Source organism: Roseovarius sp. (assembly GCF_027019125.1).
Classification (GTDB): Bacteria; Pseudomonadota; Alphaproteobacteria; order Rhodobacterales; family Rhodobacteraceae; genus Roseovarius.
The window spans coordinates 164,751-178,616 of sequence record NZ_JALUXE010000014.1 but is presented as its reverse complement, the minus strand read 5'-3'; the positions used below and the strand labels follow the sequence as shown (position 1 = coordinate 178,616).

General features: G+C 61.3%; 12 protein-coding genes, 1 tRNA gene and 1 pseudogene. 13 read left to right on the top strand and 1 reads right to left on the bottom strand.

The window, feature by feature from the left end:
* Window positions 1–126, top strand: a pseudogene (gene tuf / locus MVC20_RS06920) (elongation factor Tu); the annotation flags it as partial.
* A 71-nt stretch (window positions 127–197) separates the two neighbouring features.
* On the top strand, window positions 198–2,045 hold the full coding sequence (locus tag MVC20_RS06915; protein ID WP_297539717.1) for an ABC transporter ATP-binding protein: 1,848 nt from the start codon (window positions 198–200) through the stop codon (window positions 2,043–2,045).
* 74 nt (window positions 2,046–2,119) lie between these two features.
* Here MVC20_RS06915 and MVC20_RS06910 read toward each other — a convergent pair whose 3' ends face one another.
* Window positions 2,120–2,908: a helix-turn-helix domain-containing protein gene (locus MVC20_RS06910; RefSeq protein ID WP_297539715.1), complete on the bottom strand. Its 789-nt coding sequence runs from the start codon at window positions 2,906–2,908 to the stop codon at window positions 2,120–2,122.
* A gap of 81 nt (window positions 2,909–2,989) precedes the next feature.
* Between MVC20_RS06910 and MVC20_RS06905 the strand changes: the two genes are divergently transcribed.
* The 11 genes from MVC20_RS06905 to rpoB all read left to right on the top strand — a co-directional run bounded on the left by MVC20_RS06905 (window position 2,990) and on the right by rpoB (window position 13,825).
* The gene (locus tag MVC20_RS06905) at window positions 2,990–3,370 is read left to right on the top strand and encodes an MAPEG family protein (RefSeq protein ID WP_297539713.1); all 381 of its coding nucleotides are present in this window, start codon (window positions 2,990–2,992) and stop codon (window positions 3,368–3,370) included.
* A gap of 344 nt (window positions 3,371–3,714) precedes the next feature.
* Complete coding sequence (locus MVC20_RS06900) at window positions 3,715–4,953, top strand: CoA transferase (protein ID WP_297539711.1); 1,239 nt, start codon at window positions 3,715–3,717, stop codon at window positions 4,951–4,953.
* Window positions 4,954–5,038: 85 nt separating this feature from the next.
* Window positions 5,039–5,114, top strand: a tRNA-Trp gene (locus MVC20_RS06895).
* Between the two features lie 233 nt (window positions 5,115–5,347).
* A complete protein-coding gene (locus MVC20_RS06890; protein ID WP_297539709.1) occupies window positions 5,348–5,932 on the top strand; it encodes a hypothetical protein in 585 nt (194 codons plus the stop codon).
* 96 nt (window positions 5,933–6,028) lie between these two features.
* Window positions 6,029–6,226, top strand: coding sequence for a preprotein translocase subunit SecE (gene secE / locus MVC20_RS06885; RefSeq protein WP_037270687.1), 198 nt, complete (start codon window positions 6,029–6,031; stop codon window positions 6,224–6,226).
* Window positions 6,227–6,416: 190 nt separating this feature from the next.
* Window positions 6,417–6,950, top strand: a complete 534-nt coding sequence (gene nusG / locus MVC20_RS06880) for a transcription termination/antitermination protein NusG (protein ID WP_297539706.1) — start codon at window positions 6,417–6,419, stop codon at window positions 6,948–6,950.
* 141 nt (window positions 6,951–7,091) lie between these two features.
* Entirely contained in the window at window positions 7,092–7,517 is a 426-nt protein-coding gene (gene rplK / locus MVC20_RS06875; protein WP_037270691.1) for a 50S ribosomal protein L11, read from the top strand.
* Between the two features lies 1 nt (window position 7,518).
* On the top strand, window positions 7,519–8,217 hold the full coding sequence (gene rplA, locus MVC20_RS06870) for a 50S ribosomal protein L1 (RefSeq protein WP_297539703.1): 699 nt from the start codon (window positions 7,519–7,521) through the stop codon (window positions 8,215–8,217).
* A gap of 254 nt (window positions 8,218–8,471) precedes the next feature.
* Window positions 8,472–8,990 carry a 50S ribosomal protein L10 gene (gene rplJ / locus MVC20_RS06865; RefSeq protein ID WP_037270697.1) on the top strand — a complete coding sequence of 173 codons (519 nt, stop codon included), beginning with the start codon at window positions 8,472–8,474 and terminating at the stop codon, window positions 8,988–8,990.
* Between the two features lie 75 nt (window positions 8,991–9,065).
* On the top strand, window positions 9,066–9,446 hold the full coding sequence (gene rplL / locus MVC20_RS06860; protein ID WP_297539701.1) for a 50S ribosomal protein L7/L12: 381 nt from the start codon (window positions 9,066–9,068) through the stop codon (window positions 9,444–9,446).
* Window positions 9,447–9,688: 242 nt separating this feature from the next.
* On the top strand, window positions 9,689–13,825 hold the full coding sequence (rpoB, locus tag MVC20_RS06855) for a DNA-directed RNA polymerase subunit beta (RefSeq protein ID WP_297539699.1): 4,137 nt from the start codon (window positions 9,689–9,691) through the stop codon (window positions 13,823–13,825).
* Window positions 13,826–13,866 lie beyond the last annotated feature (41 nt).

Sequence of the window (13,866 nt, the reverse complement as noted above, 5' to 3'; positions counted from 1 at the left end):
GGCGACAACCTGAAGTTCACGGTTGAGCTGATCGCGCCCATCGCCATGGAAGACGGCCTGCGTTTCGCCATCCGCGAAGGCGGCCGCACCGTCGGCGCCGGCGTCGTGTCGAAGATCATCGAGTAACTTCTGATCCGCTCTGACTGACTGGGGGTGTGCGGGTCACTGCACGCCCTCTTTCTATTTCGGAGCCGGACATGAAGCGTCTTTTTCAGTATTTCGAAGCACGGATTGATGCCTATCCGGCATCTCCGCCAGGCCAGCCGCCCGCGCGGTTCTGGCCCTTCTTGTGGCATTACGCGCGCCCCGTTGCGCCGTGGCTTGTCGCGATGTCGGTCGTCTCGGCCGTTTTTGCCGCCGTTGAAATCATCCTGCTCGGCTATCTTGGCACGCTGGTCAACCGCATGTCGGAACTGGGGCCGGAGCGGTTTCTGGGGGAAGAGGCCGCCCGCCTCGGTGGCATGGGTGTGCTGCTCTTGATCGTGTTGCCCCTGCTCAGCGTCACCGGCGCGCTCATCATGTATCAATCGCTCATGGGGAATTTCCCGCAGCGGATTCGCTGGCAGGGGCATCGCTGGCTCTTGGGGCAGTCAATGGGCTATTTCCAGGAGGAATTCGCAGGCCGTATCGCCACGCGGCTGATGCAGACAGCGCTTGCCGTGCGCGAAACGGTCATGAAGCTGATGGATGTGGCGGTCTATATCCTTGCCTATTTCATCGGCACGCTGGTGCTGGCGGGAACGCAGGATATCCGCCTTGCCGCACCTTTTGCGATCTGGGCGATCGCCTATGGCAGTCTGCTTGGTGTGATTGTGCCGCGTCTGGGGCGGGTGGCGCAGGCGCAGGCGCACGCGCGCGCCGACATGACGGGGCGCATCGTTGACAGCTATACCAATATCGCCACGGTCAAGCTTTTCAGCCATGCCGCACGCGAAGAGGCCTATGCCCGCGCCGGTCTGGACGGGTTCCTGCAAACCGTGCATCGGCAAATGCGATTGGTGGCGGTGCAGGATATGTCGGTCAACCTGCTGAACGCCTTGCTGACCGGGGCGGTGACGGGGCTTGGCCTGTGGCTTTGGATCCAGGGGCGGATCGACCTGGGGGCGCTTGCGGTTGCCATCCCGCTCGCTCTGCGGCTTGGAAACATGTCGCATTGGATCATGTGGGAATTCGCGGCTCTTTTCGAGAATGTCGGCACGGCGCGTGATGGTCTGGCGACGCTTGCAATGCCACGCACGGTTCAGGATAGCCCGACCGCAACGCCGCTTGTGGTGGACAAGGGGGCCGTGCGGTTCGAGGCGGTGCGCTTTGTCTATGACCGCAGCGGCACGCGCAAGGTGCCGGTGATCGACGGTTTCGACCTTACACTGGCGCCGGGGGAAAAGGTGGGGCTGGTCGGGCGCTCGGGCGCGGGCAAATCCACGCTCATCAACCTGTTGCTGCGGTTCCATGATCTGAGTGCGGGGCGTATCCTGATCGACGGTCAGGATATATCGCTGGTTACGCAGGATAGTCTGCGCGCCGCCATTGGCGTGGTGACGCAGGATACCGCACTTCTGCATCGCTCGGTGCGCGAGAATATCGCCTATGGCCGTCCCGGTGCGACCGAAGCGGAAATCCGCGCCGCCACCGATCTGGCCGAAGCGACAGAGTTCATTGCCGGGCTGGAGGATGCGCGCGGGCGCCGGGGTCTTGACGCCCATGTGGGTGAGCGCGGTGTCAAGCTCTCGGGCGGCCAGCGTCAAAGGATTGCCATTGCGCGCGCGGCGCTCAAGGACGCGCCGCTCCTGGTGCTTGACGAGGCGACATCGGCGCTCGATTCCGAAGTGGAGGCGGCCATCCAGGCACAGCTCTACCGGCTGATGCAGGGCAAGACCGTGATTGCCATCGCGCATCGCCTCTCGACCATCGCGGCGATGGATCGGTTGATCATCATGGATGAAGGCCGGATTGTCGAAGAGGGAACCCATGCGGCGCTCTTGGCGCAGGACGGGCTCTACGCGCGTCTCTGGGCGCGGCAATCGGGCGGATTCCTGACCGAATAGGGGTATCGCGGCGCGCGATTGGCCGTCGTGCAGGTCCCGGACGTGGGCGGCTGGAAAGCCGGGGGCGGGGTGTCCTAGGACGAGAGGTCGCGTAGCCAGCCCTCGGTCTCGTCGTCGAGCGGGATCATGAATTCGATCTCGACCGCGTCGAGGCGCGCATCCTGGAGGCTGGCAAGCTGGCCGACAAAAGGTGTCAGGCGCAGGACGGGCCCACCTGGGCTGGCAATCTCGATCGGCAACAGGACCGGAGCCTCGCCTTGGGCAGTGAGGCGTGCCGGGATGTGATCGAAGAGACCCTCGGCCCGGGCGGCCTGGAACGCGGCGGCGATCTCGGGGGCGTGTTCGGCGACGCGTTGCAGGCGGAAATAGAGCCCGAGGCTTGCATCTTCCCAATTGCGGATCGCGCCATGAAAGGCGGGAGAGAGCAGTAGCGCGAGCAGGCTGGGGCGCGGCGCCGCAAGGTCGATGCCGAAGCCCGTAAACAATGCTTTTGCACCCGGATTGGTGCGCAGCACGGTCCAGTCGCGGTCAAGCGCGAAGGCGGGAAAGGGCCAGTTGCGTAGCACACGGTGCTCGATCAGGTCGAGCACCCGGTCGATTTCGGCGTCGCCCGGCCCGCGCGCAGGGTAGGGATTGCGCAAGTCCGACGCTTCGAAGAGCGCGCCACGCTGTGCAGTCGACAGGTTCAGCTCGGTACACAGCCTTTGCAGAAAACCGGCCGTCGCGCGCGAGCGCCCCGTTTCCAGGAATGAGATGTGGCGCTGCGTGCTGTGCAAACGGTGGGCGAGGGCCAGTTGGCTGAGCCCGAGGGTCTGACGCAGCGCGCGCAGGGCGGACCCGAAGCCATTGGGCAGTGTAGACATGAGTTTCATTCCCTATGACGGAATTGAGCCTATTCCTTCTTCATCGTACCCCGGTTTCGAGAGCGAACAAAGGAGTGATCCATGGAAATCTGGGTATTGGCGGGCCTTGGGCTTTATCTGGTTAACGTGCATCTGGCAGGGCTGCTGTTGCTGATGCAGGTCGGGCCGGTGACGCATTCCGGGCCGCGCGACAGTCTGCCCGAGCCCGGGCGCTACCGCGCTCGGGCGCTGAAGGCTGCGGATAACTTTGCCGAGAACCTTCCGGTGTTCCTTGGGCTGGGCCTCTTGGCGCTGGTCGTCGAGGGCGCGGACATCGCGCAGGCGGTGCTGGGCGCACAGGTCTTCGTGCTGAGCCGGGTGCTCTACATCGCGGTCTATGTCGCGGGCGTCCCGATGGTTCGGTCGGTGGTGTTCATGGCCGGATTCATCGGGCTGGTGATCATGGCGCTGGCGCTTTTCTGAGGCAGGCTTCACTCACGGAATTGCCTTGGATCGGGGCCGTCCCTTGCGGGGCGGCCCTACCTGTTTTCGGGCCAAGGCGGCTTTGATGGGTCAATCTGCCGCGCCGCGCAGATGCGGCGACGAGCATGTGAGAGACCCATGCGGCGAGGCTGAAGAAGGGGGGATTTGTGATGTATTTCAATGCCCCTGCACGCATGCTGCATCTGCACAGTGGTATCTGTATACCGTTGCATTCCGTTAAGTCATTGAAATATTGACTTTATTTTCGGCTCTGTCAGGCTGGATGAAACCATCAGGTCGGGTGTGTGGCACGTCCTGATGACAATCGTTCGGGAGGGCGCGTTATGGGCGGAATACTCAAGGGAATGCGCGTGGTCGAAGGATCGGCCTTTGTCGCGGTGCCGCTGGCGGGGATGACGCTGGCGCAGATGGGGGCCGAGGTGATCCGCTTCGACCGTATCGGCGGGGGGCTGGATGCGGGGCGGTGGCCCCTTGCCCCCTCGGGTCAAAGCCTCTTTTGGGCAGGTCTGAACAAGGGCAAGAAATCCATCGCCGTCGACGTGAGCCACCCCGAGGGTCAGGATCTCGTGACGCGGATCATCACCGCGCCAGGTGAGGATGCCGGACTCTTTCTGACAAACCTGCGGGTGCGGGGGTGGATGGATTACGAGACCCTCAGCCAGCATCGCGCCGACCTGGTGATGGTTACGCTGATGGGGGATCGGCATGGTCGCCCGGCAGTGGATTACACGGTCAATCCGTCACTGGGGATACCCGAGATAACTGGCCCGGTGGGCTGGCCCGAACCCGTGGCGCACGCGCTGCCTGCGTGGGACATCGCGGCAGGGCATCTCGTGGTGTCCTCGCTCTTGGCGGCAGAGCGCGAGCGGCTGCGCCGTGGCAAGGGGCAGGAGGTCGAGCTGTCGCTCAAGGATGTGGCGGCAGCGACTATCGGCCATCTCGGCCTGATTGGTGATGCGGCCCTGAATGACAAGGAGCGTGGCAAGTCGGGCAATGCGCTCTACGGGGCTTATGGGCAGGATTTTCTCTGCGCCTGCGGGCGGCGGGTCATGGTGATCGGCCTCACGCATCGGCAATGGCGCGGGTTGGTCAAGGCCACAGGCACCGAGGCGGCGATGGCGGCTTTGACAGCGCGCAGCGGGCGCGATCTCAATGACGAGGGCAATCGCTGGCACCTGCGGCGCGAGATCACGGCAATCCTGCGGCCATGGTTTGCAACACGGGCATTAAGCAGTTTCGCCGAGGCCTTCGATGCGGCGGGTCTCACATGGTCCGTTTTCCGCACCGTGCGCGAGGCCTTGGTCGAAGACCCGGATCTGAGCGAGGACAATCCGATGTTCAAGCTCTTGACGCAGCCGGGTCTGGGGCGGTTTCCCGTGCCGGGACACCCGGCGGCTTTCTCGGCGCATGAGCGGGCAGACCCGCGGCCCGCGCCGCAGCTTGGCGCGCATACCGAAGAGGTTTTGGGAGATGTGGCCGGACTGAGCGACACCGAGATTGCCCAGCTTTTCGATAGCGGCGTCGTCCAAAGCCCCCGCTACGGGGCGCGTCCGGCGGCGTGAACAGGAAATTATGGATTTCCCGACGAAATCCGCCTGAGGGCGCTTGATTCCCGGTCGAAGCTGGCGTAATCCCACGCTCGGCCTTAGGGGTATAGCTCAGCTGGTAGAGCGACGGTCTCCAAAACCGTAGGTCGCGGGTTCGAACCCTGCTGCCCCTGCCATTTCTTCCCGCCCTCCTTGCGCGACGTCCCGCCCTGAATGACATTCGGGCGCGCCAATAGCGCTGAAAATCAGTCTCAAATGCGGTTAAATTTGGACATGCCGTCTTTTCGCCGCTGGTTTGCCATGTTTTCGCCGCAATTGCGCCCCATCACGACCATTAATCGGTTTCGACGTCCGGGGGGACAAAGACCGATCCGCGTGGGGGCGTGGGAGAAACAGGGGAATAGTTGCCATGGAAACGCATTTGCCGCGGGTTCCGACCCAGAAGACGTATTTTTCACATCATAATTCCGAATTGCCAGGTCATTCGCCGGTTGATGCTGTCTCGACCGAGCAGGCAGTAGAAAATGCGATGTCCACAATCCGCGAGATCCTGACCGAGGAACGGCGCAAGACGCGCCGCCACGTGCTTCCGGACCTCGCGCCGCATTTGCCGGTTGAATATCTCCAGCCTGTCAACGCGCCGGCCTCCAAACGGCGTGACGGCTTGCTGGCTCGTCTGAAGAATTTGCGCCCGCATGCGGTACGCGTGACGCCACAACATGCCGGTTGGCTGGCCGCGTTCGCGTTGGTTCTCTGGCAGCCGATGCCGGTGCTGATCGCCATGTTCCTCATGTTCTGGATTGTGTTCTTTGGCTACGCCATCTTTGGGCCTGAGCGGATGACACATCTGCGGTCCCGTGTGACGCGCCGGATTGCGCGTGCGCTGGAACAGCGCCGCACCTTGCCGGAGCTGCGACTGCGCCGCGAACCAGAGCCAGACGTCTTTGCTGACCGTCCTGATCCGTTCGAACGGATCGCGTCCAAGGCGCGCTGACATGACAGGGCAGGGGGCCACCGCCTTCTGCCCTTGAATTTACGGGCCAGCCCGCGTATGTCGCGCTGAACATCCAATTCAGAGAAGACAGCGCAGATGGCACGCACGAACCCGGTTCAATTCATTCAGCAGGTCCGCTCGGAAGTGGCCAAGGTCGTTTGGCCGACTCGCCGTGAGGTGATGCTGACAACGGTCATGGTCTTTATCATGGCCACGATCACCGCGATCTTCTTTGCTCTGGTTGATTTGGGCATTCGCAGCGGGCTGCAAGGGGTGCTGAGCCTGTTTGGCTAAGGCAGCGAAAATCGTGTTCAGGCTCTTGAATTCGCAGGCAATCAGGGGTAGTTGACCCCACACTCTGAAACATGGCGCGCGGCGATTCGTGTTGCGCGCCGCTTTTTGTTTTAGGTGGCGCAGGCCAAGGGTCTGAAAGAATACGGAAATCCGATCGTAGCATCGGTAAGAACAAAGGCGTAGGGCGACGATGGCAAAGCGGTGGTACTCGGTCAGTGTTCTCTCAAATTTCGAGAAGAAGATTGCCGAGCAGATCAGACAGTCCGTCATCGAGAACGGCCTTGAAGACGAAATCGACGAGGTTCTGGTCCCCACCGAAGAGGTGATCGAGATTCGTCGTGGCAAGAAAGTGACCGCCGAGCGCCGGTTCATGCCCGGGTATGTGCTGGTGCATATGGAGATGTCGGATCGTGGCTATCACCTGATCAGTTCGATCAATCGCGTCACCGGTTTTCTGGGTCCGCAGGGGCGCCCGATGCCGATGCGCGACGCAGAGGTTCAGGCGATCCTTGGTCGTGTGCAAGAGGGTGAAGAAAGCCCGCGCACCCTGATCCACTTCGAGATCGGTGAGAAGGTCAAGGTCAACGACGGTCCGTTCGAAGGCTTCGACGGTATGGTCGAGGAAGTGGATGACGACAACCAGCGCCTCAAGGTGTCGGTGTCGATCTTTGGCCGGGAGACCCCGGTCGAGTTGGAATTCACTCAGGTCACAAAGCAAATGTGATCCGGGTGGTCCGGGGTTGCCTTCGGGCGGTCCGGACCTGAGCCGTGGGAGGCGAGGTGGCCGCGGCCACCGAACCGCACCACACAACACGAGAGCCAGAGGGGCGCGCCCCGATGGTGTTGGACCAAAAGGAGAGGCCATATGGCCAAGAAACTTATCGGGACGCTCAAGCTTCAGGTGAAAGCCGGGCAAGCAAACCCCAGCCCGCCCGTCGGCCCCGCACTGGGTCAGCGCGGCATCAACATCATGGAATTCTGCAAGGCCTTCAACGCCAAGACCGCAGATCTCGAGCCGGGTGCACCGTGCCCGACCGTGATTTCCTATTATCAGGACAAATCGTTCGAACTGGCGATCAAGACGCCGCCAGCGTCCTACTTCCTGAAAAAGGCCGCCAAGCTGCAATCCGGTTCCAAGACCCCCGGTCGTGCCTCTGCCGGCACTGTCAGCATCGCGCAAGTGCGCGAGATTGCCGAAGCCAAGATGAAGGATCTCAACGCCAATTCCGTCGAAGCGGCCATGCAGATCATTCTTGGCAGCGCGCGCTCCATGGGCATTGAGGTGAAGTAAGATGGCAAAGCTTGGAAAACGGACCCGCGCCCTTCGCGAAGCCTTTGACGGCAAGGACAACCTGAGCGTCGAAGATGCAATTGCCCTGATCAAAGGCAATGCGACCGCCAAATTTGACGAAACCGTGGAAATCTCGATGAACCTCGGGGTTGATCCCCGCCATGCGGACCAGATGGTGCGCGGCGTTGTCGGCCTGCCGAATGGCACCGGCAAGACCGTTCGCGTTGCCGTGTTCGCCCGCGGCGCCAAGGCCGATGAAGCCCAGGCCGCCGGTGCCGATATCGTCGGTGCCGAGGACCTGATGGAAACCATTCAGGGTGGCAAGATCGAGTTTGATCGCTGCATTGCCACGCCCGACATGATGCCGATCGTGGGTCGTCTGGGCAAGGTTCTGGGCCCGCGCAACCTGATGCCGAACCCCAAGATCGGGACGGTGACGATGGATGTCGCGCAGGCGGTCAAGGATGCCAAGGGCGGTCAGGTGCAGTTCAAGGCTGAAAAGGCCGGTGTTGTGCATGCCGGGATCGGCAAGGCCTCGTTCGACGCCGGCAAGCTGGCCGAGAACGTGCGCGCCTTTGTCTCTGCTGTGCAGCGTGCCAAGCCGACCGGCGCCAAGGGCACCTATGTCAAGAAGATCTCGCTCTCGTCCACCATGGGCGCAGGCGTGAGCGTCGACGTCAACAGCGCCGTCGTCGAGTAAGAATTTGTTCCCGGATCCATGATCCGGGGGCGAACGGCAGGGCTGCTTGCGGCCCTGTCCTGTCCGAGACGGAGGGTTCAGGCAATCGCCTGAATAAATCCTTCCTGAGATGGGGAACGAGATAAGATTTCCAGCCGGGACTTGCGTCCTCGGGTGATCTTGGCCTCGGGACCCGTGTTTTGGACCCGAACGCCGGTCCTTCGGGAACGGCAAAAACTGAGCCGGGGGGAGACCCCCAAATTTGGAGTGAAACTGTGGATAGAGCCCAGAAAGAGAAAGTGGTCGAGGAACTCGGCCAGATCTTTGAAAGCTCTGGCGTTGTAGTGGTCGCCCACTACGCGGGTCTTACAGTTGCCGAAATGCAGGATCTGCGTGCCCGCGCCCGTGCGGCAGAGGCATCGGTTCGTGTAGCCAAGAACAAGCTCGCCAAGATCGCCCTTGAGGGCAAGCCGTGCGCAAGCATTGCAAGCTACCTCACGGGCATGACCGTGCTTACCTTCTCCGAGGACCCCGTGGCAGCCGCCAAGGTGTGCGAGGACTTTGCCAAGGCGAACAAAAAGTTCGAAATCCTTGGCGGGGCCATGGGTGGCACGGCTCTGAACCGGGCCGGCGTCGAAGCCGTGTCGAAAATGCCCTCGCGTGAAGAGCTTATTGCTTCGATCGTGGGCTGCATCGGCGCACCTGCTTCGAACATCGCCGGTGCGATTGGCGCGCCTGCTTCGAATATCGCGGGCATCCTTTCGACGATCATCGAAAAGGCCGAGGCCGCGTAAGGCAAACTGTAATCACTGCGTAGGGGTTTACTTCCCGACGTTGGAACACATCTAGAAAACGGAAAGAGTCAAAAAATGGCTGATCTGAAGAAACTGGCAGAAGAGATCGTTGGTCTGACGCTTCTCGAAGCACAAGAACTGAAAACCATCCTCAAGGACGAGTATGGCATTGAGCCCGCAGCTGGCGGCGCTGTCATGATGGCAGGCCCGGCTGGCGATGCTGGCGGATCGGATGCTGAAGAGCAGACCGAATTCGACGTCATCCTCAAGAACGCCGGTGCGTCCAAGATCAACGTGATCAAGGAAGTGCGCGCAATCACCGGTCTGGGCCTCAAAGAAGCCAAGGACCTGGTGGACGCTGGCGGCAAAGCCGTCAAAGAGCAGGTCTCGAAAGAAGAGGCCGACGACATCAAAGCCAAGCTGGAAGCAGCTGGCGCAGAAGTCGAAATCAAGTAATCCGTGCCGGGTTAGTCCGGGTAGGATATTGCGGCTGGATCCGGGCATTCCCGGTTCCGGCCAAACCTGTCTCAGAGAGGTCCTGCACTATTCGGGGCTTTTCTAAGGCGAGGTTTACACGATCGGGAGGCCGTCATTGGGACGATGGCCATGAATGGATCAAACCCAGCCGTCTCGGATGGACGCGGTGCTGAGCCCCAACAGCGCGCGCGACCGGTGAGAAATGAAAGGTGACATCGACCATGGCTCAAAGCTTCCTTGGCCAGAAACGCTTGCGCAGATACTACGGCAAAATCCGCGAAGTGCTGGAGATGCCGAATCTGATCGAGGTTCAGAAATCCTCGTATGACCTGTTCCTGAAATCCGGCGACCAGCCTCAGCCGCAAGACGGCGAAGGCATCAAGGGCGTCTTCCAGTCGGTTTTCCCGATCAAGGATTTCAACGAGACAAGCGTGCTCGAATTCGTCAGCTACGAGCTGGAAAAGCCCAAGTATGACGTCGATGAGTGCATGCAGCGCGACATGACCTATGCGGCCCCGCTCAAGGTCAAACTGCGCTTGATCGTTTTCGATGTCGACGAGGATACCGGCGCCAAATCGGTCAAGGACATCAAGGAGCAGGACGTGTTCATGGGCGATATGCCCCTGATGACGCCCAACGGCACATTTGTCGTCAACGGCACCGAGCGTGTGATCGTGTCCCAGATGCACCGCAGCCCCGGCGTGTTCTTTGATCATGACAAGGGCAAGACCCATTCGTCGGGCAAGCTGCTGTTTACCTGCCGGATCATCCCCTATCGCGGGTCGTGGCTCGATTTCGAATTCGACGCCAAGGACATCGTCTTTGCCCGGATTGACCGTCGCCGCAAATTGCCGGTGACGACGCTTCTCTATGCGCTCGGTCTCGATCAGGAAGGCATCATGAATGCCTATTACGACACCGTCGAATTCAAGCTCAGAAAGAAGAAGGGCTGGGTCACCAAGTTCTTCCCGGAGCGCGTTCGCGGCACCCGCCCGACCTATGATCTGGTCGATGCCAACACCGGCGAAGTAATTTTCGAAGCAGGCAAGAAGATCACGCCGCGCGCGGTCAAACAGTTGATCGACGAGGGCAATGTAACCGAGCTTCTGGTGCCCTTCGAGCATATCGTCGGCAAGTTCGTGGCGCGCGATATCATTGATGAGGAAACCGGCGCGATCTATGTCGAGGCGGGCGATGAGCTGACGCTGGAATATGGCAAGGATGGCGAGATCTCTGGCGGCACGCTCCAGGACCTGCTTGATGCCGGGATCACCGATATTCCGGTTCTCGACATCGATGGCATCAACGTAGGCGCCTATATCCGCAACACCATGGCGGCGGACAAGAACATGAACCGCGAGAGCGCGCTCATGGACATCTACCGCGTCATGCGCCCCGGCGAGCCGCCCACCGAAGAGGCCTCGGCGGCGCTCTTTGATACGCTGTTCTTTGATGCCGAGCGCTACGACCTGTCGGCCGTTGGCCGGGTCAAGATGAACATGCGCCTCAACCTCGATAAGCCGGACACTCAGCGCACGTTGGATCGCGACGATATCGTCGCCTGCGTCAAGGCTCTGGTGGAATTGCGGGACGGCAAAGGCGACATCGACGATATCGACCACCTCGGCAACCGCCGGGTGCGTTCTGTCGGCGAATTGATGGAAAACCAGTATCGCGTTGGCCTTTTGCGGATGGAACGTGCGATCAAGGAACGGATGTCGTCGGTCGAGATCGACACGGTGATGCCGCAGGACCTGATCAACGCCAAGCCGGCGGCGGCGGCGGTGCGTGAATTCTTCGGCTCTTCGCAGCTGTCGCAGTTCATGGACCAGACCAACCCGCTCTCGGAAGTGACCCACAAGCGCCGTCTTTCCGCGCTCGGGCCGGGTGGTCTGACACGCGAACGCGCGGGCTTTGAGGTTCGCGACGTGCACCCGACCCACTATGGCCGGATGTGCCCGATCGAGACGCCGGAAGGTCCGAACATCGGTCTGATCAACAGCCTCGCGACCTTTGCGCGGGTCAACAAATACGGCTTTATCGAAACGCCTTATCGCAAGGTGATCAACGGCCAGGTGACGGACGAAGTGCAATACATGTCCGCCACGGAAGAGATGCGTCACACCGTGGCGCAGGCCAACGCCAATCTCGACACCGAGGGCCGCTTCGTCAACGATCTGGTTTCGACCCGTCAGTCGGGCGAATACATGCTCGCCCCCCGCGAAAGCGTGGACCTGATCGACGTCAGCCCCAAGCAGCTTGTGTCGGTCGCGGCTTCGCTCATTCCCTTCCTTGAGAATGACGACGCCAACCGCGCGCTTATGGGCTCGAACATGCAGCGGCAGGCCGTGCCGACGCTTCGCGCCGAGGCGCCGCTGGTCGGCACCGGGATCGAGGGTGTCGTTGCCCGCGACTCCGGGGCCGCCATCATGGCGAAACGCGCCGGTGTGATCGACCAGGTCGATGCGCAACGGATCGTGATCCGCGCCACGGCCGATCTGGAAATCGGCGATCCGGGCGTGGATATCTACCGGATGCGCAAGTTCCAGCGCTCGAACCAGAACAGCTGCATCAACCAGCAGCCGCTGGTCAAGGTGGGCGATACCGTTCAAAAGGGTGAGGTCATCGCCGATGGTCCTTGCACCGATATGGGCGAACTGGCGCTTGGCAAGAACGTGATCACGGCCTTCATGCCGTGGAACGGCTATAACTACGAAGACTCGATCCTGATCTCCGAGCGGATCGTGCGCGATGACGTCTTTACCTCGATCCATATCGAGGAATTCGAGGTTGCCGCCCGCGATACCAAACTGGGGCCGGAAGAGATCACGCGCGATATCCCGAACGTCGGCGAGGAAGCCCTGCGCAACCTCGACGAGGCAGGCATCGTCTATATCGGTGCCGATGTGGAGCCGGGCGATATCCTCGTGGGCAAGATCACCCCCAAGGGCGAAAGCCCGATGACACCGGAGGAAAAACTCCTCCGCGCCATCTTTGGGGAAAAGGCCAGCGACGTGCGCGATACCTCGCTGCGTGTCAAGCCGGGTGATTATGGCACGGTCGTCGAGGTGCGTGTGTTCAACCGTCACGGTGTGGAAAAGGACGAACGCGCGCTCCAGATCGAGCGGGAAGAGGTCGAGCGTCTGGCGCGCGACCGCGATGACGAGTTGGCGATCCTGGATCGGAACATCTATGCTCGTCTGCGCGCGCTCATCCTCGGCAAGGTCGCAGTCAAAGGCCCCAAGGGCGTCAAGGCCAATTCGGACATCACCGAAGAATTGCTCTCGACCCTGACCAAAGGCCAGTGGTGGCAGCTTGCCCTCAAGGACGAGGCCGACGCAAAGATCGTCGAGGCTCTGCATGATCAGTACGAGGCGCAAAAGCGCACTCTGGATGCACGGTTCGAGGACAAGGTCGAAAAGGTCCGCCGGGGCGATGATCTGCCGCCGGGTGTGATGAAGATGGTCAAGGTGTTCATCGCGGTGAAGCGCAAGCTGCAGCCGGGTGACAAGATGGCCGGTCGTCACGGCAACAAGGGGGTGGTGTCCAAGGTGATCCCGATCGAGGATATGCCGTTCCTTGCGGATGGCACCCCGGTTGACATCTGTCTCAACCCGCTCGGCGTGCCGAGCCGGATGAACGTGGGGCAGATTCTGGAGACCCACATGGGATGGGCTGCGCGGGCACTCGGTCTCAAGATCGACGAAGCGTTGCAGGACTATCGCCGCACCGGCGATCTGACCCCCGTACGCGAGGCGATGCGCATTGCTTATGGCGATGACGTCTATGCCGAAGGCATCGAAGGCATGGATGAGACCGCTCTGGTCGAATCCGCCGGCACCGTCACGCGCGGCGTGCCGATTGCCACCCCCGTCTTTGACGGGGCCAAAGAGGCGGATGTCAACGATGCGCTCAAGCGTGCCGGGTTTGACACGAGCGGTCAGTCGGTGCTGTTCGACGGGCGCACGGGCGAGCAGTTCTCGCGTCCTGTGACGGTGGGCATCAAGTATCTGCTCAAGCTGCATCACCTTGTCGATGACAAGATCCACGCACGCTCGACCGGGCCTTACAGCCTTGTCACGCAGCAGCCTCTGGGCGGTAAGGCCCAGTTCGGCGGCCAGCGGTTCGGGGAGATGGAGGTCTGGGCACTCGAAGCCTATGGTGCCGCCTACACCCTGCAAGAGATGCTGACGGTCAAGTCGGACGACGTTGCTGGCCGGACCAAGGTCTATGAGAGCATCGTCAAGGGCGAGGACAATTTCGAGGCCGGTATTCCGGAATCGTTCAACGTTCTTGTGAAAGAGGTCCGTGGCCTCGGCCTCAACATGGAACTCCTGGATGCGGAGGAAGACGAGTAAGCGCGCGCCGGACCCTTTGAAGGGGTCCGGTCCGTTTTCTT

What these genes read in the sequence shown, in the direction of transcription:
- MVC20_RS06915 (WP_297539717.1), top strand. Translation starts at nt 198, where the DNA reads ATGAAGCGTCTTTTTCAGTATTTCGAAGCACGGATTGATGCCTATCCG.
- MVC20_RS06910 (WP_297539715.1), bottom strand. Translation starts at nt 2,908, where the DNA reads ATGTCTACACTGCCCAATGGCTTCGGGTCCGCCCTGCGCGCGCTGCGT.
- MVC20_RS06905 (WP_297539713.1), top strand. Translation starts at nt 2,990, where the DNA reads ATGGAAATCTGGGTATTGGCGGGCCTTGGGCTTTATCTGGTTAACGTG.
- MVC20_RS06900 (WP_297539711.1), top strand. Translation starts at nt 3,715, where the DNA reads ATGGGCGGAATACTCAAGGGAATGCGCGTGGTCGAAGGATCGGCCTTT.
- MVC20_RS06890 (WP_297539709.1), top strand. Translation starts at nt 5,348, where the DNA reads ATGGAAACGCATTTGCCGCGGGTTCCGACCCAGAAGACGTATTTTTCA.
- secE (WP_037270687.1), top strand. Translation starts at nt 6,029, where the DNA reads ATGGCACGCACGAACCCGGTTCAATTCATTCAGCAGGTCCGCTCGGAA.
- nusG (WP_297539706.1), top strand. Translation starts at nt 6,417, where the DNA reads ATGGCAAAGCGGTGGTACTCGGTCAGTGTTCTCTCAAATTTCGAGAAG.
- rplK (WP_037270691.1), top strand. Translation starts at nt 7,092, where the DNA reads ATGGCCAAGAAACTTATCGGGACGCTCAAGCTTCAGGTGAAAGCCGGG.
- rplA (WP_297539703.1), top strand. Translation starts at nt 7,519, where the DNA reads ATGGCAAAGCTTGGAAAACGGACCCGCGCCCTTCGCGAAGCCTTTGAC.
- rplL (WP_297539701.1), top strand. Translation starts at nt 9,066, where the DNA reads ATGGCTGATCTGAAGAAACTGGCAGAAGAGATCGTTGGTCTGACGCTT.
- rpoB (WP_297539699.1), top strand. Translation starts at nt 9,689, where the DNA reads ATGGCTCAAAGCTTCCTTGGCCAGAAACGCTTGCGCAGATACTACGGC.